Annotated in this window: 24 protein-coding genes and 1 pseudogene; 12 read left to right on the top strand and 13 right to left on the bottom strand. The window is 69.1% G+C overall.

What is annotated here, in order from left to right; genetic code table 11:
* Window positions 1-8: 8 nt before the first annotated feature.
* From ACFJGU_RS13440 to ACFJGU_RS13430, 3 genes are all read right to left on the bottom strand, one after another.
* The gene (locus tag ACFJGU_RS13440; RefSeq protein ID WP_382304008.1) at window positions 9-998 is read right to left on the bottom strand and encodes an NAD(P)H-quinone oxidoreductase; all 990 of its coding nucleotides are present in this window, start codon (window positions 996-998) and stop codon (window positions 9-11) included.
* An 83-nt stretch (window positions 999-1081) separates the two neighbouring features.
* Window positions 1082-1237 (bottom strand): zinc transporter permease, encoded by a 156-nt coding sequence (locus ACFJGU_RS13435; protein WP_382304007.1) that lies wholly within the window; start codon window positions 1235-1237, stop codon window positions 1082-1084.
* Between the two features lie 15 nt (window positions 1238-1252).
* Window positions 1253-1822, bottom strand: coding sequence for a hypothetical protein (locus ACFJGU_RS13430; protein WP_382304006.1), 570 nt, complete (start codon window positions 1820-1822; stop codon window positions 1253-1255).
* 207 nt (window positions 1823-2029) lie between these two features.
* Between ACFJGU_RS13430 and ACFJGU_RS13425 the strand changes: the two genes are divergently transcribed.
* Both ACFJGU_RS13425 and ACFJGU_RS13420 read left to right on the top strand, forming a co-directional pair.
* Window positions 2030-4864: a LuxR C-terminal-related transcriptional regulator gene (locus tag ACFJGU_RS13425; protein WP_382304005.1), complete on the top strand. Its 2835-nt coding sequence runs from the start codon at window positions 2030-2032 to the stop codon at window positions 4862-4864.
* Window positions 4857-5390 carry a hypothetical protein gene (locus ACFJGU_RS13420; protein ID WP_382304004.1) on the top strand — a complete coding sequence of 178 codons (534 nt, stop codon included), beginning with the start codon at window positions 4857-4859 and terminating at the stop codon, window positions 5388-5390. Before ACFJGU_RS13425 ends, ACFJGU_RS13420 begins: the two co-directional genes overlap by 8 nt.
* Here ACFJGU_RS13420 and ACFJGU_RS13415 read toward each other — a convergent pair.
* From ACFJGU_RS13415 to ACFJGU_RS13405, 3 genes are all read right to left on the bottom strand, one after another.
* Window positions 5387-6238, bottom strand: coding sequence for a helix-turn-helix domain-containing protein (locus tag ACFJGU_RS13415; RefSeq protein WP_382304003.1), 852 nt, complete (start codon window positions 6236-6238; stop codon window positions 5387-5389). The genes ACFJGU_RS13420 and ACFJGU_RS13415 overlap by 4 nt on opposite strands.
* Before the next feature lie 154 nt (window positions 6239-6392).
* Window positions 6393-6878, bottom strand: coding sequence for a pyridoxamine 5'-phosphate oxidase family protein (locus ACFJGU_RS13410; protein WP_382304002.1), 486 nt, complete (start codon window positions 6876-6878; stop codon window positions 6393-6395).
* A gap of 48 nt (window positions 6879-6926) precedes the next feature.
* Window positions 6927-7508 carry a dihydrofolate reductase family protein gene (locus tag ACFJGU_RS13405; RefSeq protein ID WP_382304001.1) on the bottom strand — a complete coding sequence of 194 codons (582 nt, stop codon included), beginning with the start codon at window positions 7506-7508 and terminating at the stop codon, window positions 6927-6929.
* A 41-nt stretch (window positions 7509-7549) separates the two neighbouring features.
* Between ACFJGU_RS13405 and ACFJGU_RS13400 the strand changes: the two genes are divergently transcribed.
* Window positions 7550-8164 carry an N-acyl homoserine lactonase family protein gene (locus ACFJGU_RS13400; RefSeq protein ID WP_382304000.1) on the top strand — a complete coding sequence of 205 codons (615 nt, stop codon included), beginning with the start codon at window positions 7550-7552 and terminating at the stop codon, window positions 8162-8164.
* Between the two features lie 28 nt (window positions 8165-8192).
* Here ACFJGU_RS13400 and ACFJGU_RS13395 read toward each other — a convergent pair whose 3' ends face one another.
* Entirely contained in the window at window positions 8193-9662 is a 1470-nt protein-coding gene (locus tag ACFJGU_RS13395; RefSeq protein WP_382303999.1) for a cation:dicarboxylate symporter family transporter, read from the bottom strand.
* Window positions 9663-9847: 185 nt separating this feature from the next.
* Between ACFJGU_RS13395 and ACFJGU_RS13390 the strand changes: the two genes are divergently transcribed.
* Genes ACFJGU_RS13390 through ACFJGU_RS13380 form a run of 3 tightly spaced genes read left to right on the top strand, consistent with a single transcriptional unit; the run spans window position 9848 to window position 12281 of the window.
* Window positions 9848-10474 carry a hypothetical protein gene (locus ACFJGU_RS13390; protein ID WP_382303998.1) on the top strand — a complete coding sequence of 209 codons (627 nt, stop codon included), beginning with the start codon at window positions 9848-9850 and terminating at the stop codon, window positions 10472-10474.
* A 5-nt stretch (window positions 10475-10479) separates the two neighbouring features.
* Window positions 10480-11583: a sensor histidine kinase gene (locus ACFJGU_RS13385; protein WP_382303997.1), complete on the top strand. Its 1104-nt coding sequence runs from the start codon at window positions 10480-10482 to the stop codon at window positions 11581-11583.
* Window positions 11580-12281, top strand: coding sequence for a response regulator (locus ACFJGU_RS13380; protein WP_382303996.1), 702 nt, complete (start codon window positions 11580-11582; stop codon window positions 12279-12281). Before ACFJGU_RS13385 ends, ACFJGU_RS13380 begins: the two co-directional genes overlap by 4 nt.
* A 19-nt stretch (window positions 12282-12300) precedes the next feature.
* Here the strand turns inward: ACFJGU_RS13380 and ACFJGU_RS13375 are convergent, their stop codons facing one another.
* Genes ACFJGU_RS13375 through ACFJGU_RS13360 form a run of 4 tightly spaced genes read right to left on the bottom strand, consistent with a single transcriptional unit; the run spans window position 12301 to window position 14319 of the window.
* Window positions 12301-13275, bottom strand: coding sequence for a zinc-binding dehydrogenase (locus ACFJGU_RS13375; RefSeq protein WP_382303995.1), 975 nt, complete (start codon window positions 13273-13275; stop codon window positions 12301-12303).
* A 41-nt stretch (window positions 13276-13316) separates the two neighbouring features.
* A complete protein-coding gene (locus ACFJGU_RS13370; RefSeq protein ID WP_382303994.1) occupies window positions 13317-13589 on the bottom strand; it encodes a type II toxin-antitoxin system RelE/ParE family toxin in 273 nt (90 codons plus the stop codon).
* On the bottom strand, window positions 13586-13870 hold the full coding sequence (locus ACFJGU_RS13365) for a type II toxin-antitoxin system Phd/YefM family antitoxin (RefSeq protein ID WP_382303993.1): 285 nt from the start codon (window positions 13868-13870) through the stop codon (window positions 13586-13588). Before ACFJGU_RS13365 ends, ACFJGU_RS13370 begins: the two co-directional genes overlap by 4 nt.
* A 50-nt stretch (window positions 13871-13920) precedes the next feature.
* Window positions 13921-14319: a VOC family protein gene (locus ACFJGU_RS13360; RefSeq protein WP_382303992.1), complete on the bottom strand. Its 399-nt coding sequence runs from the start codon at window positions 14317-14319 to the stop codon at window positions 13921-13923.
* A 102-nt stretch (window positions 14320-14421) separates the two neighbouring features.
* Between ACFJGU_RS13360 and ACFJGU_RS13355 the strand changes: the two are divergent.
* The 6 genes and pseudogenes from ACFJGU_RS13355 to ACFJGU_RS13330 all read left to right on the top strand — a co-directional run.
* A pseudogene (locus tag ACFJGU_RS13355) lies at window positions 14422-14526 on the top strand (HTH domain-containing protein); the annotation flags it as partial.
* Window positions 14527-14716: 190 nt separating this feature from the next.
* A complete protein-coding gene (locus ACFJGU_RS13350; RefSeq protein WP_382303991.1) occupies window positions 14717-15370 on the top strand; it encodes a helix-turn-helix transcriptional regulator in 654 nt (217 codons plus the stop codon).
* Window positions 15371-15469: 99 nt separating this feature from the next.
* A complete protein-coding gene (locus ACFJGU_RS13345; protein WP_092554942.1) occupies window positions 15470-15727 on the top strand; it encodes a BatC protein in 258 nt (85 codons plus the stop codon).
* Window positions 15724-17049, top strand: coding sequence for a cupin domain-containing protein (locus ACFJGU_RS13340; protein WP_382303990.1), 1326 nt, complete (start codon window positions 15724-15726; stop codon window positions 17047-17049). Before ACFJGU_RS13345 ends, ACFJGU_RS13340 begins: the two co-directional genes overlap by 4 nt.
* A 154-nt stretch (window positions 17050-17203) precedes the next feature.
* Window positions 17204-18157 (top strand): sucrase ferredoxin, encoded by a 954-nt coding sequence (locus ACFJGU_RS13335; RefSeq protein ID WP_382303989.1) that lies wholly within the window; start codon window positions 17204-17206, stop codon window positions 18155-18157.
* A gap of 9 nt (window positions 18158-18166) precedes the next feature.
* Window positions 18167-18646, top strand: coding sequence for a MarR family winged helix-turn-helix transcriptional regulator (locus ACFJGU_RS13330; protein ID WP_382303988.1), 480 nt, complete (start codon window positions 18167-18169; stop codon window positions 18644-18646).
* A 19-nt stretch (window positions 18647-18665) separates the two neighbouring features.
* On the opposite strand, the gene ACFJGU_RS13325 is transcribed toward ACFJGU_RS13330, so the two are convergent.
* Window positions 18666-19268: a hypothetical protein gene (locus ACFJGU_RS13325; protein ID WP_382303987.1), complete on the bottom strand. Its 603-nt coding sequence runs from the start codon at window positions 19266-19268 to the stop codon at window positions 18666-18668.
* Between the two features lie 105 nt (window positions 19269-19373).
* The gene (locus ACFJGU_RS13320; protein ID WP_382303986.1) at window positions 19374-25682 is read right to left on the bottom strand and encodes a ThuA domain-containing protein; all 6309 of its coding nucleotides are present in this window, start codon (window positions 25680-25682) and stop codon (window positions 19374-19376) included.
* Between the last annotated feature and the right edge of the window lie 98 nt (window positions 25683-25780).

Here is a 25780-nt window from a genome sequence, read left to right as displayed (position 1 = left end):
GTTCTCCTTCAGTGGTGGTGGTCTGTTTCGAGCACGACCTTGCCGACGGTTCTGCCTGATTCGAGCAGCTCGTGCGCTCGGTCGGCCTCGGCCAACGGGAAGACGGTGTCGACGACGGCGCGGATCTCGCCGGACTCGACCAGGGGGAGCACGTCTCGGATGACCCCGGCGACGATCGCGGCCTTCTGGTGCGCCGGACGGCCTCGGAGCAGCGTCGCGGAGATGCTCGCACGACGCGAGAGGAGCTCTCCCAGATCGAAGGTCACCGGCCCGAGGGCTCCGCCGATCACCACAAGATGACCGTCGTGAGCGAGGCACTCGAGGTTGCGTCTGAGGTACGTGGTGCCGACGACGTCGAGGATCGCGTCCACGCCCCGCCCGTCGGTGGCGGCGAGGGTGGCGGACACGAAGTCGTCGGTGCGGTAGTTGACCGCCTCCACCGCCCCGAGCTCGAGGGCTGCGCGCGTCTTGGCCTCACTTCCCGCGGTGGTGATCACGCGGGCGCCGATCGCAGTCGCCCACTGGATGGCGAACGACCCGATCCCACCGCCGGCGCCGTGGATGAGCACCGCCTGACCGGCCTTGAGACCCGCGATCATGGCGAGGTTCGAGTACACCGTGCAGGCGACCTCCGGCAGCGCGGCCGCTTCGACCATGCTGAGGCCGGCCGGGATCGGCATCACCTGCGCGGCCGGAGCAACCGTCTCCTCCGCGTATCCGCCACCGGCGACGAGAGCGCACACGCGATCGCCAGGACGCCATTCGGTCACATCTCGACCCACGGCGCCGATTGTTCCGGCGACCTCGAGGCCAAGACCCGACGGGGCGTTCGGCGGCACCGGGTAATGCCCCCGGCGCTCGAGCAGGTCGGCGTTGTTCACGCCCGCGGCGGCGACGTCGATACGAACCTCCCGGGGCCCGGGCTCCGGACGTTCGACCGGCACCAGTCGCAGCACGTCAGGTGGGCCGGGATGACTGAAGCGGATCGCGGAGGACATCGGAGTCGTTCTTCCTTTCTCGGGCGGACCTGGCCGAAGGGGACTCGGGCCCCTTCGGCCAGGCCGGCTCCGAACCGGACGTATCAGTGCTCGTCGTAGTGCTCGCCGTGCAGGGCATGCTGGTGACCGTCGTGGATGTAGTCGAGGTGGTCGCCGTGGGCGACCGCCTCGTGTCCGCATCCATCGCCGTGTTCATGCACCTCGGTGGTGTGGTGCCCTGCGTGCGTGTCGGTTGTCATCGCGCGACCTCCCGTTCAGGCGGCGGCGGTCGCAGCCTCGGCGGCGCGGGCGTTCGCGAAGGCCGCGATGCTGCGGGCGTAGTGCGGGGTCTCGACCTCGCAGTGCGCGCCGGAGGCGTGCTGGCGGGCGGCCGCGGCGTCTTCGAAGGTCTGGCCGCTGTCGATGATGAACTTCAGGAAGTCCTCGGTCGGGTGCGACGTGACGGTGTTGACGTAGCGCAACTGGTCACCCTCGAGCTGCTCGATGCCGAGCTCCCAGATCACCTGCGTGGTGGTCCAGCCGGCTGGCGAATACACGTCGGAAAGCGACACCATCTTGCAGTAGTGGGGGCTGGCGACCTCGTAGCGGTACTGCTGGATGACCAGACCCGATCCGATCATCTCGACGTTGATCGACATCGGGGTGCCGTCGTCGTCCACGGTGTAGCCGGCGGCCTTGTGGTCGCCAGGCGCACAGCGCTGGTACTCGTGAGTCGGCAGGGTCTTCAGCCACTGCTCGATGTCGACGTGCTCGAAGGGGGCGGTGACATCGGCGGTGACCACAGCGTGCGAGAGCACGAGGTCGTCGCGAACGATAACGCTCATCGGAGTCTTCCTTCCAGTTGTGCCGGAGGTCCGGCGGGGATGTGTGACCGGGGGGTCGTTTCGTCGGGCCTGTAACCCGCACCTGGAACGGTAGATTCGGGTCGGTCACTCCCACATCCCCCGACTTTCACGGCGACATCGCATGGTCGTCTGGGTGGTAGTGGGACGGTCATTCACAGGTGTTCGAGCGCGCGTTACCGTGAACGGGTGCTTCGTCATGGTCGCCAGGCGCGCCGGGTCGGCCTCGGTGCGCTCTCAGGGAGTGGTGCCGATCGATCCCACGCGCCCATCCGCGGTCGAGCGCGCGAGACCGCGGAGATCGACCACGGCTGGGAGGCCGCGCTCGCGGGCGACACCGCTGTGACGCTCCTCTCCGGGGAATCCGGCATCGGCAAGACCCGGTTACTGCACTACGCGGCGCAACTCGGCGAAGAACATGGCTGGTCGACGATGGTGGTTGCTCCTGACATCGACTCGGCGTTGTCTCCGCTCGGCGCGCTCATCGGCGCCGCGACACGTGCTCGACCGCCGCTCGTCACCTCCGACGATCTCGGACCGATCATGCAGAGCGCGGCCCCGAAATACTGGCTGACCCGGCATATCGCGGAGGGCCTCGAAGTCGCGGCCGGCCGATCCGGGGTTCTCGTGATCGTCGACGATCTGCAGTGGCTGGACGCCGGGTCGCTCGGCGCGGTGAGCGCCCTCATCCACGATCTGCAAGGCCTGCCTGTCTACTGGGTTCTCGCGACGCGGACCGGCGTCTACAGCGCAGCTCACCAACGCTTTCTCGCTCAGATCGCGGACTTCGGAACCGTCATCGACCTGCAGCCGCTCGACCCGCCGGCCGTCGAGGCGCTGGCCCGCGACTCGCTCGGCAGCGCGCCGGGGCCACGAGTGGCTGACGCCATCGGCCGAGCAGCCGGGAACCCCCTGCTCGTCCTGGAGATCCTGCAGAGTCTCGAGGAAGACGGTCTGCTGAGATCGACGGATGGCGGCGTCGACATCCGCGACGAGTCGTTCCCCATCCGCTTCGGGACGTCAGCGAGCGATCGACTCCGCCAGGTCAGCCGGCCGGCGCTCCGGATCGCTCAGGTCGGAGGTCTCTACGGGCGCGAATTCCCCCTGGGCGGCGTCTTGGACATCCTGGGCCTGACCGCCACCGAGGCCGCGCCCGCGGTTCATGAACTCCTCGACCTGGACTTCGTCATCGACACGGGTTCGTCGTTGGCCTTCCGGCACGACAGCGTGCAGGTCGCTGCGACGGACAGCCTCTCCCCCACGCTGAGGCGCGCCATGGCCCGCGAGGTCATCCACAGCCGCCTTCGCGCAGGGGAAGGTGTGGCGACGCTGGCCTCAGCGATCGCCACGGTGGCGGAGGCGGGTGACGACGAGTCGCTCGAGCTTCTCTTCGTGGCGGCGAACCACCTCTCCGGCACGGACATGACAGGGGCGGCCGGCTTGGTGGTGCTGGGCGCGCAGCTCGCCGGGAACAACCCGGCCCACGCCGAGCGCGTCGCGGCCCTTCTTCCCCTCGTCCTGGCCAGTGGGCGGATCGAGGAAGCCATGGAGATCGGCCGATCACTCCGGCCCGTATTGAGCGCCGACGCCCGCGCCCGACTCAACCTGGCCGTCGCCCGTCAGCTCACCGAGTCCGACTTCGACGGCGCCATTCGGGAGACGAGCGCCGGCCTCGCGATCCCGGCGGTCTCCGACGAGGTGCGGGTGCAACTGCTGTCGGTGCGCGCGCTCAACTTCGCGAACACCGCTGACGAAGTGCGCCTCCGCGACACTCTCGACCTGGCGCGAGCCGTCGCGGACGAGAGCCGCGACACAGTGGCTCTGGCCACTCTCGATGCGACCGAATCGGTGCTGGCGTTCTATCAGGACCGCTTCGACGACGCCGAATCGCTGCAGCGCGAGGCGACGGACCGGGTCGTCCGGGCCGGAATCCCCGCGGGTCTGTGGTTGCCGGAGGGGCTGTGGACGGCATTCCTGCGGAACTCCAGCGGACGGTGCGACGAGGCACTCCCCCTCACCGACGACGGGCTCGCCGAGGCGCGCGCCGCGAAGAGCGTCGTCGCCGAGGCGTATTGGATGATGGTGCGTTCGACGGTGTTGTATCACCTAGGTCGTCTCGACGAGGCACGAACGCAAGCCGAGACTGTCCTCGAGCTCGGTGAGCAGCTCGGACTCGGCGACTTCATGAACGCCACCGCGGGCGTCGTGCTCCATCGGATCGGCCTTCGCACGGGAGATCTGGAGCTGCGCGAGAGGGCGCGCCCGCTGATCGAACAGCTCGCCGCCGGCTCAGGGCTGACCCGAACCGGCCGCTGGAGCCTCGCCGTCGGGGCACTCGAGCGCGGGCGCCCCGAAGAAGCCTACGAGCACGCGTCGCTCGCGATCGCGTCGCTGGGTGAAGCGACCCCGTCCATGACGACACCCTCGGACTTCGCCGACGACGTCATACTCGCGCACATCTGCGACACCGCCGGTGACCGGACGTCGGTGGATGTGCTCGTGGAGCTCACCCGACGTCGCGCCGACCACAACCCCGGCAACCCATTCGTGTCGGCCATCGCGACCGCGGTGCGAGGATTCCGCGACCATTCCGCCGCCGACCTCCTCAGCGCCGCGGAACTCCTGCGAGCAGGTTGCCGCCCTCTGGTCACCGCCGCAGTGCTGGAAGGAGCGGGGTTGTTCGCCACGGACCGCGCGACGACGACGCGCGCGCTGACCGAGGCCATGCAGATCTACGACAGCTGCGGCGCGCCGCGAGACGTCAGCAGAGTGCTTCACCGACTCAGGTCGAAGGGAATCCCGCAGAGACTGGTGGCGACATCCGACGCCACGGGTCTCTCCCATCGCGAGCGTCAGGTCGCCGAGTTCATCGGTGCCGGGCTCACCACCCAGCAGATCGCGGACGAGCTCCTCGTGTCGCCGCATACCGTCGTGACCTACATCCGGCACATCTATGCGAAGTGGGGAGTGAATTCGCGTCGCGAGGTGGCGGATCGCATCCCGTACGGTGGTGGACATGAGTGAGAATCGGGAGTCGGCGGGCTCCCTGCAGGAGTTCGTCGCGGGAGTCTCCGCCCCGATCGTGGTCTTCGACAAGCACCTCGATGTCGTCGCCGCCAACGAGATCGCCGGCGCGGTGTCGGCATCCTTCGCCGTCGGCGTCAATCTCGCCCGCTTCACCTTCCTCAATCCGATGGTGGAGGAGACGACCGACGACTGGGCGAGCGCCGCGGCGATGACCGCGTCAAGTCTTCGCGCGTCGCTGGAGCACTACGACGAGGACCAGCGGTTCCGCGAACTCGTCGGCGATCTCATGACGCACAGTGCCGCGTTCGCCGAGCAGTGGGCGGCAGCCAGCCCGACAGCGACCCCGCAGAGTGGTGTCTCCGTGTTCAGCAATCCGCTCGTCGGAGTCCTGCGTCTCGCCTACGAGCAGCTCCGCCGGCCCGTTCCCGACGAATACACCTACATCCTGTGGGCACCTGTCGACCCGGAGTCGGCGGATCGGCTCGCCCGGCTGCAGGGCATCCTGCGGAGCGACGCCGGCTAGCTCGCGGGCGGTTCCGCGGCCGAGGTCCGCAGCTGCGCCCCCTGCTGCACCCGGGCGGCGAGGTGGACGCCCGCTGCTGCTGCGGGCGACCCCGGGTCTGCCCAGAAGGTCACGAGAACATGCGTGCTTCCCGGTATGTCCAGGTTCTGCCAGTTGAACTCGACCCAACCGATCGGATCGATGTAGTGACGGGAGACGCCCGTTCGCTGCGATGCCGTGTCGTGGCGCGCCCAGATGGCAGGGAAGTCCGGGTCCTTCATCGAAAGCGTTCCGACGATCTCCTGGAGTCGCGGATCGTCCGGGTCTCCTCGCAGACGGAGCTGGGCCACCACGCGATGGGCCGTCCTCTCCCAGTCCGCGGCGTGCTCCCGCGATGCGGCGGAGAAGATCTGGTGGACGAGGTTCGCCCCCGGCTCCATGTATCCGGGGCCGAGGGCGCAAGCGAGCGGGTTGGACACCAGGATGTCCTGATTGCGGTTCATCACGAAGGCCGGCGTGTGCGACCAGTGATCGAGCAGGGCCAGTACGGAGTCGTCAACGGTCGATGCATCCTCGAACGGGGTGTAGAGGCCCCCCTGCGCGAGCCGGCGCAGGTAGTCCGTTGACTCGGCGTCGAGGAGGAGAGCACGCCCGAGAGCGTTCACGACCTGGTTGGACGGCTGACGGTCGCGACCCTGCTCGAGCCGCAAGTAGTACTCGGGGCTGATCCCCGCCAGCCGCGCAACCTCTTCGCGTCTCAGTCCGGCGACACGTCGCGAGGCTTCGCGTTCGATGCCCACGTCTTCGGGCTGCACGATGGCCCGGCGCGCTCGGAGGTACTCGCCGACCTCGTTCCGCTGCTCGCTCATCGTTCGTCTTCTTCAGTCCCGGCTTCGCGAAAGACCTCATGGGCCCGATCGGTTCGTGCGAACCTGTTGCGCCCCATCGTCCCATATGGCGCAGACCGATCCGAAACCCGGGCGTGAAGGCGCCCGGTGAGCGACGCTCGTACCGGCGCGGCGGCTAGAGCTCGACCTTCTCGTGGTCGATCTCGATGGGCGTGCCCGTCACCTTCGACTTCACGAAGCTGAAGACCGTGGCGATGGTGGAGCCCGGCGTGTCCCAGTACTCGGCGGAGTCGGCGTGCACGATCAGCGCCCGGATGGACGGATCGGTGCGGCCTCCCGGGAACCAGGCCTCGACGCTCGGGTCCCACATCTCGTCGACGTAGCTCTGCTCCGTGGTGAGTTCGGCGTGGCCGGTGACCGAGACCCAGGAGCCGTTCGAGCTGAAGGCGAGGTTCACGATCGGGTTCTTCTCGATGCGGGTGGCGGTCGACGACTCGGCACTGATCAGGAACCAGAGGTCGCCGTCGAAGCGGTGGTGCTGCTGCTGCATGGCGAGCGGCTGCGACACCGGATGCCCGTCGTCGTCGAGCGACACCACCATCGTGATGGGGAAGTCGTCCAGCAGGTCGGCCAGGGTCTGGATGTCGTCGGTTCCGGTCATGGTGCGCTCCCGTTCGGTGATGAGGGGCTTCACGCTACGCCCGGAACGTCAGCGCCGCACCGGGTAGCGCACGTGGAAAACGCGGTCACCCTGGATGGCCACATCGGCATCCTCGAGGAGGTGCTGCGCGTCGACCGGGCCGAAGTAGCGCTTGCCGGAGCCGAGCACGACGGGCACGACATCCATCCGCACCTCGTCGACCAGGCCGGCGGCGAGCACCTGGCCCCCGACGTCGCCGGCGGCGACCTCGACGGTGCGGTCGCCCGCGAGCTCCCGGGCCTTGGTCACGGCCGCTTCGACGCTGCCGACGAAATGGAAGGGAGCCTCCGCGTTCCACCCCTCGGGCTCCGGCCGATGCGTCACCACGACCACGTGGTCGACGCCGCTCGGCGGCACCCCGCCCCAGCCGTCGGTCAGGTCGAAGACGTGACGGCCCACGATGGTCGCCCCGATCTCGTTCCAATAGGGCCGGACGTAGTCGTACGACGCCTGCGACACCAGCAGGACGCCACTCTCGTCCAGTGCGACGTCACCGCTCGTCAACCAGTCGAACAGGGCGCCGGGATCATCGTCCGCCCCGGCGATGAAGCCGTCCACCGACACCGAGGCGTACATGACAACCTTGCCCACGAGACCCTCCTCATCGTCGATCAAAAGTGTACAGTGTCCACATGACGACGGCCATCACCGTGACGCCCGTACGCGTCGCCACCCTTCTCGCGGAAGACGAGCGCCTGCCCGTCTATGTGCACCTCATCGAGCATCCGGATGGGCGGGTGCTCGTCGACACGGGAATGACCGCCCTCCATCCTGCGGTCGCCGACATGGACCCTCAGCTGGAGCCGCTGACCGAGAAGGGCATCGACCTCGGCAGCATCACCGCGGTGGTCAACACCCATCTTCACTTCGACCATTGCGGCGGCAATCACCTCTTCGCGGGAACACCGGTGTACGTGCAGCGCCAGGAACTCGCGGATGCGCGCACACGCGACGACTACACGATCCGCGAGTGGGTGGATGCGCCGGGCATGACCTACGTGGAGGTGGACGGCGAGTTCGAACTCCTCCCCGGAGTCCGCCTGGTTCCCGCGCCAGGCCACACCCGCGGTTCGCAGATCGTCGTCGTCGAGACGGATGCCGGCCCCGTCGTGATCGCCGGAGACTCCGCCGTGTGGTTCGGCGAACTCGACGACCCGACGACGGAGGGCCAGCGACTCATCCGCTCGCTCCAGCCACACCAGGTGTGGCTCGCGCACGCGGACGAGCCCTGGCCCGCCGCTTCCTAGCCCCGCCGACCGCTCGGGAGCCCGACCGCTACTTGTTCGAGGGCACCCGCGCATCCGGCCCGTGCACGATGCTGGCGATGGCGCCGGTCGAGACGCGCTCGGGGTCCGCATCGCGCGAGGCAGCCGCCGCGTCCTCCGCCTCGAGCGCCGCGAGATCCCGCGCGTGATGGCTCTTCTCGTCAGCGCTGAGGTGGTCGTCGGCGCTCATGGTCTGCTCGTCGAAGGGCAGCGTGCCGTCGAGCACCTGACCCACTTGGGTGGTGTCGATCTGCTTGGTCCAGGTTCCGATGAGGATGGTGGCGACCGCGTTGCCCGTGAAGTTCGTGAGCGCCCGCGCCTCCGACATGAACCGGTCGATTCCCACGATGAGCCCGACGCCGTTCACGAGGTCGGGGCGGTGGGCCTGCAGTCCTCCGGCGAGGGTGGCGAGGCCCGCACCCGTGACGCCGGCGGCACCCTTCGACGCGATGATCATGAACACCAGCAGCGAGAGCTGCTCCGGCAGGCTCAGCGGGGTGCCGAGGGCGTTCGCGATGAAGATCGACGACATGGTGAGGTAGATCGCCGTGCCGTCGAGGTTGAAGGAATAGCCGGTGGGAACCGTGATGCCGACCACCGGCTTGGAGACACCGAGGTGCTCCATCTTGGCGATCAGCCGGGGCAGGGCGACCTCGCTCGACGAGGTGGAGACGATGAGCAGGTACTCCCGGGCCAGGTACTTCATGACCCGGAAGATGTTGATGCCGGTGACGAGCTTCAGGAGTCCGCCCAGAACGACAACCACGAACAGGATGCAGGTGATGTAGAACGCCACCATGAGCGCTCCCAGCGCCACCAGCGCAGCTACTCCGGTGGTGCCCACCACGGCGGCGATCGCACCGAAGGCTCCGAGCGGCGCAACCCACATGATCATGGCGAGGATGCGGAACACCAGCACCTGCAGCTGCCGGATGGCCCCGAGGATGGGTTCGCCCTTCGCCCCCATCCGTTGCAGCGCGAAGCCCACGAGCAACGCCACGAACAGGGCCTGCAGGATGCTGCCCGACGTGAGCGACGAGAAGAAGGAGGTCGGGATGATGCCCATCACGAACTCGGTGGTGCTCGCCGGCGCGAGCTCCGAGGTGTCGTAGGTGGTCGACGCAATGTTGAGGCCGTCACCGGGATGGATCAGGTTGCCCACCACGAGCCCGATGCCGAGCGCGAAGGTCGACATGATCACGAAGTAGCCGAGCGCGAGCCCGCCCACCTTGCCGACCGTGGCGGCCTTCGCCACCGAGCCCACGCCGAGGGCGATGGTGCAGAAGATGATCGGCGCGATCATCATCTTGATCAGAGCTACGAACCCGTCACCGAGCGGCTTCAGCCCTTTGGCGAACTCGGGGAAGATGAGCCCCACCGCGATGCCGCCTGCCACGGCCACGATCACGGCGATGTAGAGGTAGTGGGAGCGGTCGAGCCGGCGTCTCTTCGTGGGCCGAACCGTGTGCGTCGTTGCCATGGGTCTTCCTAACGGTCAAGGCCGCCGCGTCTGCGTCGACGGCTCGATGGTGGTGAGGAGATCAGCATGGGCGTGGTGCGACATCCGCTCGGGCTTGTGTTCATATTGTTCAGACCGGGCCCCCGCGCCCGCGGGCTATCGTGAACAGATCGAACGCAGGCAGCGACGCCGAAGGAGAGAGAGCGATGAAGGCGTGGATCGCCGGTCTGAGCATCTCGGCTCGGCTCTTCGCGCTCCAGGTGTCCTTCATCGCCCTGCTCACCGCGGCGGCCGTGGCCTGGCTCTGGGCCGACGCGCAAGCCGATGTCGACACGGATGCCGCGCAGAAGACGATGGCGGTCGCCACCTCCATCGCCGACAACCCCTTCGTGGTCGACGCCCTCTCCTCCCCCGACCCGAGCGCCGCCCTCCAGCCCTACGCGCTGACGTTGATGGGTGACACCTCGATCGACTTCATCACCATCATGAATCCCGATCGAACGCGCTACACGCATCCCGACCCCACCCAGATCGGCAAGCCCTTCCAGGGCACCATCGCGCCCGCGCTCGCCGGTCAGAGCTTCACCGAGACCTACACCGGAACGCTCGGCCCCTCGGTGCGCTCGGTCGTGCCGGTGACGGATGCGCAGGGCACGGTGGTCGGCCTCGTCTCGGCCGGCGTCACCGTGAGCAACCTCTCTGCCGTGCTCCTGCAGCGGCTCCCGCTCGTGATCGGGGCAGCCGTCGCCACCCTCTTGGTGGGCGCGCTGGCGGCGTGGCTGCTGAGTCGGTATCTGCGCCGGGTCACCTGGGGGCGGGACCCGAGGAGATGAGCCGCATGTTCGCTTACTACGAGGGCGTGCTGCACTCGGTGCGTGAGGGGCTCGTGCTCGTCGACACGAAGGGCCGGCTCGTGCTCTACAACGACCAGGCGGCCGAGTTGCTGGGCTTGCGTTCTCAGCCTCCGGATGCGCATCCGCTCGCCCTTGATGCCGTGCCGATCGCCGAGCCGCTCCGAGCGCTGCTCGGCAGCGGTGCCGTGGCCGTCGACGAGGTGTATCTCACCGACGAGCGGGTGCTCGTGGTGAACCAGTCGGTCGCGGTCTCCGCCGTGTCGAGTGGACCCGCACGGCGGCTCGGCACCGTCACGACCCTGCGCGACCACACCGAGCTGCAGCAGCTCAGCGGGGAGCTTCGGTCGATGCGCACCCTCTCCGACGCGTTGCGCTCGCAGACCCATGAGTTCTCGAACCGGCTGCACACGATCGTGGCGTTGATCGAGTTGGGGCGATCCGACGAGGCGCTGGAGTTCGCGGCGCACCAGCTGAATCTCGGTCAGCACCTGGTCGACCAGGTGGTGACGGCCGCGGTCGACGAGCCCGTGCTGGCCGCGCTGCTGCTCGGCAAGTCGGCGCAGGCGGGCGAGCGCCGGATCTCGCTCGTCGTCGACATCGCGCCCGAACTCGGGTCGACCGGTATCGCGGCCGACGAGCTCGTGACCGTGATCGGCAACCTCATCGACAACGCGCTCGATGCGGTGGCCGAGCCGTCACCGGTGGGGGCGGCGCTCGGGGCAGTCAGTGGGGTGGAAGGCGGTACGACCGAGGGGCGGAGCGATCGGGGCGAGGCGGATCGCGGGACGTCGGCCGGGCATCCGCGGGTCACGGTCTCGGTGCGGCGCGAGGGCGGGTCACTGGTGATCGCGGTCTCGGACACCGGACCCGGCGTGGCCGACCCCGAGCTGGTGTTCCAGCGCGGGTACAGCACCAAATCGACGGGCGACACCGGCCGGGGCATCGGTCTGGCGCTCGTCGGGCAGTCGGTGCGGCGGCTCGGTGGCACGGTGACGGTGTCGAACGCGCCGTATCCGGATGCGCCCGGCGACCGCGGGGCCACCTTCACCGTCGTCATCCCCATCCCACCGTCCGGGGAGGAACGATGAGCCCGCTCCGGGTGCTGGTGGTCGACGACGAGCCGATCACCGCGGAGGCGCATGCCGCCTATCTGGCGCGGCTGGAGGGTTTCGAGGTGGCCGGTATCGCCGCGAACGGGACCCAGGCGATGCGGCTGCTGGAGGCATCCGCCGGCCCGTCGGCCACGGGCCGGATCGACCTCGTGCTGCTCGACATGAACCTGCCCGACGTGCACGGCATCGAGCTCTGCCGGCACCTGCGATCGGTGAGCGTCGACGTGGACGTGATCGCGGTCACGGCGGTGCGGGACATCGCCGTCGTGCGGTCTGCGGTGTCGCTCGGCATCGTGCAGTACCTGATCAAGCCGTTCACCTTTCCCGTCTTCGCCGAGAAGCTCAACGGGTACCGGGCGTTCCGCTCGGGCCTCGGCGCCGTGCAGGGCGTGACCACGCAAGACGACGTCGACCAGTCGTTCGCGAACCTGCGCACCGAATCAGCGCCGGTCTTGGAGAAGGGTCTCGCCGCCGATACGCGGGCGAGCATCATCGCCGCCCTCCGCGCCCGGGACGCGGCGCTCTCGGCGAGCGAGGTCGCGAGCGAACTCCGGCTGTCGCGGGTGACCGCGCGCCGCTACCTCGAGAGCCTCGCCGCCTCAGGCACCGTCGAGCGCGCCCCGCGGTACGGGCAGCCGGGCCGACCCGAGTTCGAGTACCGCTGGCGGCGCTGACCGTCCTTCTCGGCCATCGTCAGAAGCGGAGCAGGATCTTCCCGACCCGACCGGGAGCAGCACTCGCCGCCGCGGCCTCGCGAGCGTCTTCGAACGGATACACCGCTTCGACCGGAAGCTCGACCTCGCCCGAACCGATGCGCTCGAACAGCTCACCGAACAGGGCGGATCGCTTCCCGGCATCCATCTCGCGGCTCACGCGGCTACCCCAGAAGCCCTTCACGGTGATGTCCTTGAAGATGAGGGCGCCGGACGGGATCTGGAGTTCGCCCGCGCCCATGGCGCCGAACGACACGAGGGTGCCGCCCTCCCCCAGCAGGCCGGCCAGGTCGGCGGCCGAGCTGCCACCGACCGAATCCACTGCGGCGAGTGGGCTCGCGCCGTCGAGGACGGCGGCCGCGGCATCCTGCCACCCGTCGTTCTCGGTGGAGACGACGTCGTGGATGCCGACGGCTGCGAGTTCGTCGACGCCGGCGTCACGGCGCACCAGGCCGAGCACGCGCACCCCGCGCCGGGCGGCGAACTGGGCGACGAGACGGCCGACCGCGCCGTTGGCGGTGTTCTGCACGATCCATTCGCCCGGTGCCACGTCGAGGTAGTCCAGGAGGCTGAGGGCGCTGAACGGCATGGCGACGAGCTGGGCCGCGGTCTCGTCGGAGATGCCGTCGGGCACCGGCACGAGGCCCGCCGCCTTGGCCACGAAGTACTCGGCCCACACGCCGAAGCTGCCCGCGACCACGCGCTGCCCCACCTGCAGAGTTGTCACGCCCTCGCCGAGCGCGTCGACCACGCCGACGGCCTCGGTGCCGGATGCGGCGGGCAGTTCGGGCTTGTATCCGTAGGTTCCGCGGATGGTCCACAGGTCGTGGTTGTGGATGGTCGCGAGCACCGTGCGCACCCGCACCTCGCCCGGGCCCGGTTCGGGCAGCGGAAGTTCGGTGACTTCGAGAACGTCGGTGGCATCGCCGAAAGTGGCGTGAGTGAGAGCGCGCATCCCTTCACGCTACCGCCGCACCCTGGAGACCCGGCGTGAGCTCAGGCGCGATAGGCGTCGCGGCGATGCACCACGGTCACCACCTCGATGACGAGCTGATGATCGATGATGCGGTAGAGCACGCGGTACTCGCCGCGCCGCGCCGAATAGAGAGGGTGCAGCGGCTCGAGCAGCTGCTTACCCACGCGCTTCGGGTTCTCGCGCAGCGGACCCATGATGAACTCGAACGCCGCCGTCGCCACCTTTTCGGGCAGCTCCTGGCTCAACGCACGCTTCGCCGACTTCGTGAAACGCACGTCGTACGGTTGCTTCATTCGCGCAGGCGGCCCGCAGCGCGCATCGCCTCCCGCATGTCTCCGATGTCGACGACCTCGCCTCGACCGATGTCGTCGAGGCCTTGGCGGATCGCCTCGACCGTCGCCGAGTCGCTCAGCACATCCACCGTTTCGAGCAAGGTGTCGTAGTCGTCGGCACTCAGGATGACGGCGGCTCGGCTGCCATTGCGCGTCACTTCGAAGCGCTCGTGCGTGGTGGCGGCCGACTCGATCAACTTCGAGAAGTTGGCGCGGGCATCCGCGACGGAGAGAGTTGACATGTACAGAATTCTAGCGCAGATCGGGGGCTGAGGTCAGGCTCCGTTGCTGATCAGGTGCGTGCGGAGCCCAGGGTGTCGAGGTAGTGCTGGTTGTACATGATGCCGAGGATGTTGCCGAAAGGATCGACGACCGAGGCGGTCACGAAGCCGGGGCCGTGCTCGCGGGGCGCCTCGTGCAACGTCGCCCCGAGTTCGATCAGACGGGCGAGGGATGCCTCGAGGTCGTCGACGTGCCAGTACACGATCTCGCCGCCGAGCCCGTCGGTTCGGGTGGGCGGGGCGTAGCGCGCGTCGATGATGCCGAGCTCGTGCTCGTGGTCGCCGATGCGGAACTCGGTGTACCCGGGCACGTGGTAGTAGGCCGGAATGCCGAGTGTCTGGCTGTACCACTCCTCCGCGGCGTCGAGGTCGGCGGCGTAGAAGCTCACGGTGGACAGTCCTCGCAACATGACGTTTCTCCTTCGTTCGTGGTGCGTCTTCGAACCTGATGAATCCAGTCTGCGCTCGTAAAGTGCTCACCCATTGACTACTTTCTTGACGAGAATGGAGACATGCGCGCAGACCGTCTCGTCGCCACCGTCCTCCTGCTGCAGGCTCGCGGCCGGGTGACCGCCGGCGAGCTCGCCGAGGAGCTCGAGATCTCGGTGGCCACCGCCCGGCGCGACCTCGAAGCCTTGTCCGGGGCGGGAATCCCGGTCTACCCGCAGCGGGGGCGGCTGGTCGCTGCTCGGCGGTGCGCGCACGGACCTGAGCGGGCTCAGCGCGCCCGAGGCGCAGGCGCTCTTCCTCCTGCTCGGGCCGGCTGCCGCGATCGATCCGGCGGCCAAGTCGGCCCTGCGCAAGCTCGTGCGGGCGCTGCCCGAGACCTTCCGCGCCGATGCCGAAGCCGCGGCCTCCGCCGTCGTGATCGATCCGGCGGACTGGGGCCGCACCGGTCGACGACGTCCCGCTTTCGTCGAGACACTGCAGGCGGCGGTGGTGCAGGAGCGGGTGGTGCGCATCCGGTACGCCGGGTGGGCCAAGCCCGAGGCCGAATACCTCGTGTCGCCCTGGGGGCTCGTCGAGAAGAACGAGGTCTGGTACCTGATCGGAGGGGTCGAAGGCCGCGAGGGCGAGCGCACCTTCCGCGTCGACCGGATGCGATCCGTGTCGCCGACGGAGGAGCGCGGCGCGCGCCCCGACGACTTCGATCTCGGTGCGGCCTGGGAGCGGGTGGTGGCGTCGGTCGAACGGGAGCGGGCATCCGTGGCGGCGATCGCCGTGGTGGAGTCGCCGCTGCTGGCCTACCTGCGCTCGCAATTCGGGCAGAACTGCGAGGTGCTCGAGCAGCTGCCCGACGGGCGCAGCCGGGTGCGGATCGCGGCGCCGACCGCCACGATGATCGCGCAGCAGCTCGCCGGCTGGGGCGCGTTCGCCGAGGTGCTCTCGCCGCCCTCGGTGCGGGAGGAACTCGCGTCGATCGCGGCTCAGCTCACCGGCATCTACTCCTCCACATCCTGACTCGCGGTCACTCGAGGAAACAGGGGGTACGGGGCGTCGGAGGTTCGGCGTACGCTCGGATCGACGGCATCTACCGCCGCTGGCGATTGGAGACACTGGATGGCAATCAACGACGACGACATCACCACCGAGCCCGCTGACGGGGGCGAAGGCACGGCCGACGGCGGGGCCAACCCCGGCGGGCACGACGGCGGAGCCGACGGCTCGGCAGCCGGCGGTGAAGGCACCGCTGACGGCGGCGCCAACCCCGACGGGCACGACGGCGGAGCAGACGGCTCGGCCGACGAGGGTGAAGGCACCGCCGACGGCGGCGCCAACCCGGGCGGCCACGACGGCGGGGCCGACGGCTCGGCGTGACGATCGAGATCGAGCGCGGGTCGGTCGCCCGGCCCGCGCTCTCCCGCTGCATCTCGGTCGCGCCCGATGAGTTCGCGCGCGACCACTGGGGCCGGCAGCCTCTGCTCTCCCCCGCATCCTCCCTGCCCGGCGACTTCGACGACCTCTTCAGTGAGCGCGCGGTCGACGAGCTGATCACCGAACGCGGCGTCCGTACGCCGTTCATCCGGATGGCACAGGAAGGCTCGGTGCTCGCACCCTCCGCCTTCACCGCGCCAGGTGGATTCGGGGCCGAGGTCGGCGACCAGGCGAGCTCCGAGAAGGTGCTCGCCGAGTTCGCGGCCGGCGCCACGATCGTGCTGCAGGGCCTGCACCGCCTGTGGCCGCCTCTCATCGACTTCACCCGGCGCCTGATCGACGACATCGGGCATCCGGCGCAGGTCAACGCCTACGTCACACCCGCTTCGTCGCGCGGGTTCGACCCGCACTACGACGTGCACGACGTGTTCGTGCTGCAGATCGCGGGCGAGAAGCACTGGCGTATCCACTCCCCCGTGCATCCCGACCCGCTGCGCGACCAGCCGTGGGGCGACCATCGCGACGCGGTCGCCCGAGAGGCGCAGAATCCGCCGGTCATCGATGCCGTGCTGCGGCCGGGCGACGCCCTCTACCTCCCGCGCGGCTGGCTCCACTCGGCCGAAGCGCTCGGCGGAACCTCGGTGCACCTCACGGTCGGTGTCTCGGCCTACACGCGGGCCGACGTGGTGCGCGCCCTGGTCTCGACCCTCGGCGACGTTCCGGCGCTCCGCAGTTCGCTGCCACTCGGCGTCGATCTCTCAGACCCCGAGGCGCTCCGCCCGCTGGTCGACGAGACCGTCGCCGAGCTGGTGCGGGCGCTGACGGCGATCCCGGATGCCCAGGACGTCGAGGCGAACGAGGTCGCGCCCGCAGGCTTCCGCCCTGCCGATCCTGCCGCCACCGTCTCGCGCCGACTCGCCGCCCGCTTCGCCGACGCCACCCGCCCGGAGCCTTTGGCCCCGCTCGCGACCGTCGATGCCATCGCCGCCCTCGCCGCGGACTCGGCCGTGCGCTGGCGCGGTTCGCTCGCGGCCCGCATCGAGATCGCGGGCGAGCGCGTACGGATCGTGACGCCCACGAAGACCGTCGCCCTGCCCGCCGAGGCCGAGCTCGCGGTACGCCGCCTGCACGAGGGTGCGCTCGGTGCCGACTCCGCGTCGGGCGGCGCTGTCACCCTGGCCGACTTCCCGGGGCTCGACCTCGCCGATGCGATCGTCGTGGCTCGTCGCCTCTTGCGCGAGGGCATCCTGGTCCCTGTCGGATGATCCGGGCCGCGCCCTCGCCGGCAGCTCGATTCGCTGCGTTGGCTCGCCGCCGGGAGGCGGCCCAGGACACGGCCCGCGCTCGAGTCCGCGCGTCCGTCGCCCCCCGCACGAGTCGGCATCCGGAGCACAGCCCGGAGCACATGGGGAAGCGCACGTGACCGCAAGCGAGCCGAGCTCCGACGGCACGGGGTGGCTGCCCTGCAGCGACCGATCTCGGGAGCGGGACGATCCGCTGGCCGCCACCGGGTCGCGGGGGCTGCAATGGTTCCTCGTCGAAGTGTCCGGGCCGTGGGGCACACGGGCCTTCCTCGATCCGCCCTTCGACGAGGAGCTCGGTCGCGCTCTGGTCACACGCATCGAGGCGGCCGGGATGCGCCCGCTCGCCATCCGCCGCACCGGACGACGGCCCGCGCAGCACTCCTGGAAATGGGCCGTCGTCGACTCCCGCCCCGGCCAGGAGAGTGTGCGTTGGGGCGAGGTGACCGAGCCGCGGGAGTTGCTCGACGTTCCGCTCGACGGCTCGACCGGCGTCGCATCCGACCGCCCGATCTTCTGCGTCTGCGCTCACGCCCGCCACGACCAGTGCTGCGCGGTGCGCGGCCGACAGGTGGTGACGCGGCTCGCCGAAGCTTTCCCCGAGGAGACGTGGGAGTGCTCCCACCTCGGCGGCGACCGCTTCGCCGGCACCATGGTGCTGCTGCCGCACGGGCTCTACTACGGCCGGGTCGACGACGGCGATGCGGAGGGCATCGCCCAGTCGTATCTCGACGGCCGGGTGCAGGAACGATTCTTCCGCGGGCGCAGCTCGCTCACGCATCCCGTGCAGGCCGCCCAGCATTTCGCCCGACTCGAGTACGGCGACGACCACATCGACGCCTACGCCCCGATCGAGGAGCACTGGCACGACAGCGGCACCTGGACGGTGGTGCTCAGCGACAGCGACACGGACAGGGCCGACGACGGCCCACGCACCATCACGGTCGAACTCGCCGAGGCCCTCTCCGAGCCGCTGCTGTCGACCTGCTCCGCCACCCGCTTCGGCCAGGTGCGGCAATGGCGCCTGGCCTCGATCACCCGCGGACGTTGGTTGTCGCGACAAGAAGCTTAGGATCGAGGAATGGAGACCCCTCGCTGGCTGACCCCCGAGCAACTGCGGGCGTGGATCCGCTTCGAGTCGGTGGTCGAACTCCTGCCCACCGTGCTCGACTCGCAGCTGCAGCACGACGCACAGCTCACGCATTTCGAGTACCTCGTGCTCGCCAAGCTCTCCGAGGCACCCCAGCATGTGCTGCGCATGACGCATCTCGCCGCGGTGACCAACGCCACGCTCCCCCGCCTCTCACACGTGGTGAGCCGCCTCGAAGCCCGGGGCTACGTAGAGCGGGTCCCCTGCGCGGAGGACCGCCGCGCCACCAACGCCCACCTCACCGACGACGGCTGGCAGAAGGTCGTGGCGACGGCACCGGGCCACGTCAAGAACGTGCGCGCCCACGTCATCGATCTGCTGAGCGACGAGCAGGTCGGACAACTCGACGAGATCATGGCGGCCCTGCTGCAGAAGCTCGACCCGCAGAACTCGCTCCGCCGCCTGCCCTGAACCGCGCCGGCCCGGCCGTCTAGCGGCGGCTGAACAACCGGGCGCGGTTGAGGTAGACGAGCGCGCCGCCGACCGCGAGCACGACCACGATCGCTCCGATCCACAGCCCGATCGTGAGCGGAGAAGCGGTGCCCGCTTCTGCGGCGGCGACGGACGAACCGGATGCGCCGTCCTGCTCCTCCACGACGGGTGCGATGGTCTCGCCCGGCTCCACCGGCGGCGCCAGCTCGGCCACCGTGATGTCGACCGTGGTCGACGCCGAACTCGGGCTGGTCGTGGTGACGGTGACCGCCCATTGACCGTCGGGCAAGAAGGCCTCGGGCGTGATCCAGATGCCCTCCCCTTCCGGCGAGGAGACCAGCGCGACGGGCCCGACGCTCTCTCCCGAGGGCGAGACGGCGGTGGCGACCGGGTCGATGATCTCGGAGACCGGATGCCCGTCTTCCACGTACGCGGCGTTCACGATCAACCCGCCCGCGCCATCCGGAGACACGGTGAGCTGGAACGGCCCACCGTGCGCGTGCGCGGCCGGAGCCGCGCCGAACAAGGCAGCGAGGGCCAGGAACAGCCCGAGAACGACGGCGAGTGCGGAGCGCCGCGGGGTGATGATCGTGTGCATCATTGCCTTTCCGATCGGAAGTGAGGATGCCGACCCGGCAGTCCGTGCCGCTCTGATGGGGGTCGGAGCGACACGGACTGACGGGTCGGCGGGTGGTGCGGTGGTGGGTTACTCGGCGGAGCCGTCAGCCCGGCGGCGGTTCAGGAGGAGAAGTCCTCCCAAGCCTCCCACGAGCAGGATGATCGCCAGCGGAACCAGGTTCTGCCAGGCATCCGCACCCGTGTGGGCGAGGCCGCCGCCGGAGCCGCCCGAGCCGGAGCCCGAACCACCCGAACCGTTTCCGCCACCAGGGGTGCCCGGGTTGGGGGTGCCGGGGTTGCCCGGGCCGGGGTCGATCGCCGCGGCGGTGACCGTGATGGCCAGGCTCCGCGCCAGCTCGACGTCGCCGAGGCGGATCACCACGTGGTGCTCACCGACCTCGAACCCGGCCGGCACCTGCAGCGCGTAGCTGAAGCCGCCGTCGGCATCCGTGGTGACCGTGCCGATCTGCAGCGGCTCGGAGTAGAGCCACACCGAGACCTCGGTCTCCGGCGCGAAGCCGGTGCCCGTGACCTGGATGAGCTCGCCCTGCTTCACGTTCCGGTCGTCCACCACGATGGTGGGCGTCGGCTCGGGCTGCGAGGTCTCGGCGACCTCGACGGTGCCGGTCGCGCTCACGTTGCCGGCGACGTCCACCGCACGGTACGTGACGGTCTCGGCCGCGGTGCCCGCCACGACGACCGGCGCGGTGTAGCTGCGCCAGGCATCCGCGGCATCGCCGCTCAACCGGTACTCCACCCGGGAGACACCACTGGTGGCGTCCGTCCCCGCGAGGGTGACGGTGCGCTCGGCTGCGGAGCCGGTCGCGGTCGGCACCACGGTGTCGATCTTGACCAGGCGCTGCACGGTGGCCGAGTAGTGGCCCTCGCCGTCGGTGGCCCGCACCGAGACCGTGGTCTCGCCTTCGGCCGACAGCACCGTGGAGGCGCCGAGCGGGGCGAAGGTGATGCCGTCGGTCGAGTACTCGACCGTGGCCGTGCCTTCCTCATCGCTGGTGGTGCCGACGGCGGTCAGGGTGACCCCCGTCGTGTACCAGCCGCCCTGCCCGTTGGCGGTCGCCGGGTCGAGAGTGACCTCGACCGTGAGCGTCGGGTCCTCGGGGTCGACCGGCACGGCCGGAACCTCGAGGGTGCCTTCGCTCGACGGGTTGCCCGCGACATCCGTCACCAGGTAGTGCACCGTCTGGGCCGTGCCGTCCACCGCGAACGGTGCGGTGTAGTCGGTCCAGGCGCCGTCGCCGATGCGGTACTCGATCGTGCCGACGGTGCTGGTGGCATCCGTCGCCGTGATCTCGACCGTGCGGCTGTCGCCGTCGACCACCAGGTTCGCGGCGGCCTCGGGAGCGGTGGCGTCGATCTTGAAGGAGACCGACCCGATCTCACTGGTCGAGCCGGGGGCCGACGCACGGTACTGAACCGTGTGCTGACCATCCGTCGTCACCTGCACCGGATGCGTGTACTCGAGCCAGCCCGATCCGTCGAGGTTGTACTCGCGGTAGACCGTGCTCGTGCCACCGCCCTGGCTGGCCACCGTGACGCTCACGGCCTGGGTGTACCAGTCCGCCAGGCCGTTGGGGGCAGCGGGCTCGACGGTCGCGCTGACCGTCACCGGCTCCTCGGGCTCCTCGGCTCCGACCACGTGGAAGTAGTCGAAGACCGCGGTGTTCGAGACCTGGCCCTGGTTGGAGTTGCCGAGGGCGTAGAGACCGACCCGGGCGCCGTCGAGGCCAGCGTTGGTCACCGTCTCTGCGATCTGCGTCCAGTTCGTGCCATCGATGCTCGACCAGCCCGTGTAGACGTCGCCCGCCTTGGCGAGACGCAGCCACACAATGCCGTTGTCAGGCGCCGGCGCGTTCGGCTGCGGGTTCTGCACCACGCCGCCGATCTCGTTGCGGAGCTCGAGGTTGCGGGCGATCGCCGATCCGCCCTCGTTCGTCGAGACGATGTCGAGCTTCACGTAGTTGTCGTCGTCACCGTAGAGGATCAGACCACCCTGCTGGTACCGGCGGTCGAAGTCCGAACCGTCGATCTTCGTCTCGATCACCCATTCGTCACCGTCGGGCTGGTTCTGCACCACGAAGTTCGGCACTCCGGTGTCGCCACCGTAGATGTCGTTCGGAGTGGTGTCGATCCGCAGTGCGCCGTCGCTGACGCGGTAGCCCTCGGGCTGCTCGTTCACGACCTGCCAGCGGCACCCGTCGAGAGCGTTGCCGTCGAACTCATCGTTCGGCGTGTCGGCCACGGCGGTGTCATCGGGCGTGATCTGGAACCAGTCGAACTCGGCGTCGATCACGTCCTGCGGCGAGCCGCTGTTCGCGAAGGCGACCAGACCGATGCGCGGGTTGACGATTCCGGCCAGCGCCTTCGTCTCGGGCATCGCGATGTAGGTCGATCCGTCGGCCGAGTAGGAGGCGTTCAGGTTCGTCCCGTCGCTGGTCAGCCGCACGAAGAAGGTGTCCGGGAAGTCCAGCCCGAGGTTGGCGGTGTTCGACGCCGCGACCTCGTTCGGGGTTCCCGCTTCTTCACGGACGTACTGGAAGATCCGCTGTGCGGCATCCGACGTGCCGGCTCGGCCCTGGAGCACGAACTTGGCGTAGTTGTCGTCATCGCCGTACACGATCAGACCGGCCTGCTGGTACTGCACGCGGGCCTCGAAGGTCACCTTCGCGGTGGCCTGCCAGGCGCCGGAGGGCAGATCCTGCAGCACGATGTTCGGAACGGTTCCCGCTCCGGCACCGTAGATGTCGGTCTTGGATGCCGGGATCACCAGGTTTCCACCTTCGACCCGGGCGTCCTGGTTGGGCCGCACGATGCGGTTCCAGCGGCTCGTGTCGAGTGTGGTGCCCTCGAAGCCGTCTGAGCGACCGCTGAGGCACAGGTTCGCACCCGGCACCGACACGGTGATCGTCTGGCTCTTCTCGGTGTAGGAGCCCTGCTCGTCGTAGACGCGCACCCGCAGCTCGTAGCTGCCCGGCTCGTCGTAGACGTACTGCTCCGTGGCGTCGCCGTCGACGAAGCCGCCGCCGAGACCGGCATCCCAGCGGTAGCTGAGCGCGGTGCCCTCCGGATCGGTCGCGTCGACCGTGGCGTCGACGACGAGGGGCGCGCTGCCCGACTTCGGCGAGACGCCCAGCGTGACGGCCGGCGGCGAGTTGGAGTCGACGCCGTCACCACCCCAGGTCATGTAGTTGATGTTGGCTCCACCCTGGGTGAGCACGAAGTACACCGTGCCCGTCTCCACCGGCAGACCGCCGTCGAAGTTCAGCGTGAAGTCGGAGTAGGTCTGCCAGTCGGGGCTGCCGTTCTTCAGGGTCGGCGTGAACGGGATGTTCCCGAGCAGCTGCCCGTTGACCGGGTCGTTCCAGCGCACCGCGATGTTGGCGTCGCCCGCGAAGCCCTTGGCCAGGCGCAGCGTCACGCTGTCCATGCCCTTCAGGTTGATCGGGCTGTACGACCACCAGTCGCCGGTCTCGACGTTGCTGACGTTGCGACCGCCGCCGGCGCTGTCGCCGGTCGACTCGGTCTTGACGCCGTCATCCGGCCCACCGGTGCCGTTCACCCGACCGGTCTGGTCGAAGTACTCGGCCTCCATGTGGGTGGAGTTCAACACGGTCGTGGCGAAGCCGGTCTGGGGCACGCCCACGGCGCCGCCGTCGTCGGTGTAGTTGGCGTTGACCACCCAGAACAGGTTCGCTTCGAGGCCGTGGCCTGCGTCGCGAGCTGTCGGGAAGCTCCCTTCACAACCGTGGATCTCTCCGAAGTCGTGGTTGTGGGAGTCGTGGCCGAGAGCTGGGATGAGCTTCACGTTCTCGCAGTCGATCGGACCACTCGCATCCGGGTCGGTGACCGTCACCTTGTAGGCGATGTCGTCGCCCCAGGTGAAGAATCCGCCGTTCTCGGGGAAGTCGATCGTGATCTGCGGGGTCGCGTTGCCGACGACGATGCGCACGTTGGCGATCGCGGTCTTGCCGTCCTCATCCGTCGCGGTCAGTCGAGCGGTGTAGTCGCCGTTCTGCGCGTAGGTGTGGGCCGGGTTCGGCTCCGTCGTGGTGGGGGATCCGTCTCCGAAGTCCCACTCGATGGTGAACGGCTTGGCGATCGGGTGACGCGTGCCCTCCGAGGAGAACTGCACGTCGAGCGAGGGGCCGGGGCCGTTCGTCACGTCAGCGGAGGCGCGGGCGATCGGAGACGGGTTGGCCTGCACGTAGTCCACCCGGTAGACACCGGAGTTCGCCGTGTTGCCACCGAAGTCCGAGCCCCAGTCGATGACGTAGAGCGCGCCGTCCGGGCCGAACTCGAAGTCCATCGACTTGTTGAAGCCCTTCGACGGGTCGAAGATGTCGGGCAGGATGCGGTTGATGTCCTGGATCTTGGTGTGACGACCCACGGTGTCGGTGGTGTCCTCGTTCAGCTGGAAGGAGAACATCCGGCCCGAGTTCCACTCGGCGAAGATCGCCTTGCCGTCCCAGTACTCCGGCCACTTCGTCTCGGACGGGTTCGAGGCGTCGTACTGGTACACCGGGCCACCCATGGGCGCTCCCGCGTTGCCGATCTCCTGGTAGATGGCGGTGGCACCGTTCTCGGTCCACCACTCCGGCACGATCACCGGGGGCAGAGTCGTGAGGCCCGTGTTGTTCGGGCTGTTGTTCACGACTGCGGCCGGGTTGAACGGCGCTCCGGAGACCTGCGTGCTGAAGTTGTAGTCGTTGTAGCACTTGATGCCCACGCAGAACGGCCAGCCGTAGTTGCCCGGCTGCTTCACGATGTTCCACTCGACGGTTCCACCGGGGCCGCGGTTGGCGTTGGCGGAGCCGGCGTCGGGGCCGTAGTCGGCCACGAGCAGATTGTTCGTGTAGGGGTCGAGACCGATGCGGAACGGGTTGCGGAAGCCCATCGCGTAGATCTCGGGCCGCGTCTTGTCGTTCGTGTCGTTCGCCTCGGGGAACAGGTTGCCCTCGGGGATCGTGTAGCCGCCCTCGTCGGTCGGCGTGATCCGGAGGATCTTGCCGCGGAGGTCGTTGGTGTTGCCGGCGCTGCGCGAAGCGTCGTAGTCCTGACGCCCGGCGCGCTCGTCGATCGGCGAGTAGCCGTCGGACTCGAACGGGTTGGTGTTGTCACCGAGCGCGAGCACGAGGTTGCCGTCGTTGTCGAACAGCATGTCGCCGCCCGCGTGGCAGCAGGTGTTGCGCTGCGTGGTGACCTTCAGCACGGCCTTCTGGCTGGCGGGGTCGAAGGTCTTCGCCGCCGGGTCGTAGGTGTACCGCGAGATGCGGTTGTGCGGTCCGTCGGAGCCCACATCGGCCGGAGCCCAGTAGAAGTAGGCCCAGTTGTTGGTGTCGAAGTCGGGGTCGAGCGCGATGCCGAGCAGCCCGTCCTCGTTCGCCTGCGTCACCGGGAGGGTGAGGGCGGTCGTGGTCTGGAGCGAGACCGGGTCGATGCGCTGCACGCGGCCGTTGCGCTCGGCGTAGAACACGGTCGAGTCGTTCGCGATGTCCATGGCCATCGGGTTGCCGGTGTCGGTGTCGAGCGGCACCAGCTCGTAGCTGTCGCTCTGCGTGGCGCTGCAGTCGGCGTTCTCGGCGCCGGCCGCGGTCTTGATGCCGCCCAGCAGGTGCTCGAGGAAGGCCGGGTCGGAGTACGAGGCATCCGTGTGCCCGCCGCCGGTGTACCAGGAGCGGCCGCCGTCGAAGTTCTGGCACCACGCGGTGGGGTGGTCGATGCCCATCGTGCCGCCGGTGTACGACTTCTCGTCGAGCGCGGCGAGGACGTGCACGTTGCTGCGGGGGTTGGTGCGGAAGTTGTACCACTCGTCGAAGCGGTCCCAGGTGTCGCCGAGGTGCTCGGTGGACGGGTGGGCGTGGTCCTCGACCTTGACCGTGGCGTTCTGCTCAGCGGGGTGGCCGGCGAAGTACGCGCCCACGAGCTCGCCGTACCACGGCCAGTCGTATTCGGTGTCGGATGCCGCGTGCACGCCCGCGTAGCCGCCGCCGTTCTCGATGTACTCCTCGAACGCGGTCTGCTGCTCGGCGTTCAGCACGTCGCCCGTGGTGGACATCCACACGACCACGTCGTACTGCGCGAGGTTCTCCTCGGTGAACGAGGCCCCGTCTTCGGTGGTGTCGACCGCGAAGTCGTTCGCCTCACCCAGCTGCTGGATGGCCGCGATGCCGGCGGGGATCGACCCGTGACGGAAGCCGGCGGTCTTCGAGAAGACGAGCACCTTGAAGTCGGGCTCGGCCGCGGCCGGTGCGAAGGCAGGCCCGGCCTGGGGCGATCCGGTGGCGGGCGTGGTCGACGCGGATGCCGCGCCGGCGGTGGCCAGGACGCCGGTGGCGACCATGGCGAGTGCCGCGAGAGACGCGACGAGTCGCGATCTCACGGAGCGATGTGGTTGGACAGCTCTGTTCAACGTGGTTGCACCCCTCAGTACCCAGCGCGCCGGAGCGACGCGCAACTTCTGCGATCCTAGGGAGGGTT

The sequence above is a fragment of the Herbiconiux sp. UC225_62 genome (genome assembly GCF_042694625.1).
Classification (GTDB): domain Bacteria; phylum Actinomycetota; class Actinomycetes; order Actinomycetales; family Microbacteriaceae; genus Herbiconiux.
Note: the sequence above shows the minus strand (reverse complement) of the source record. Positions and strands in the feature narration are given on the sequence as shown.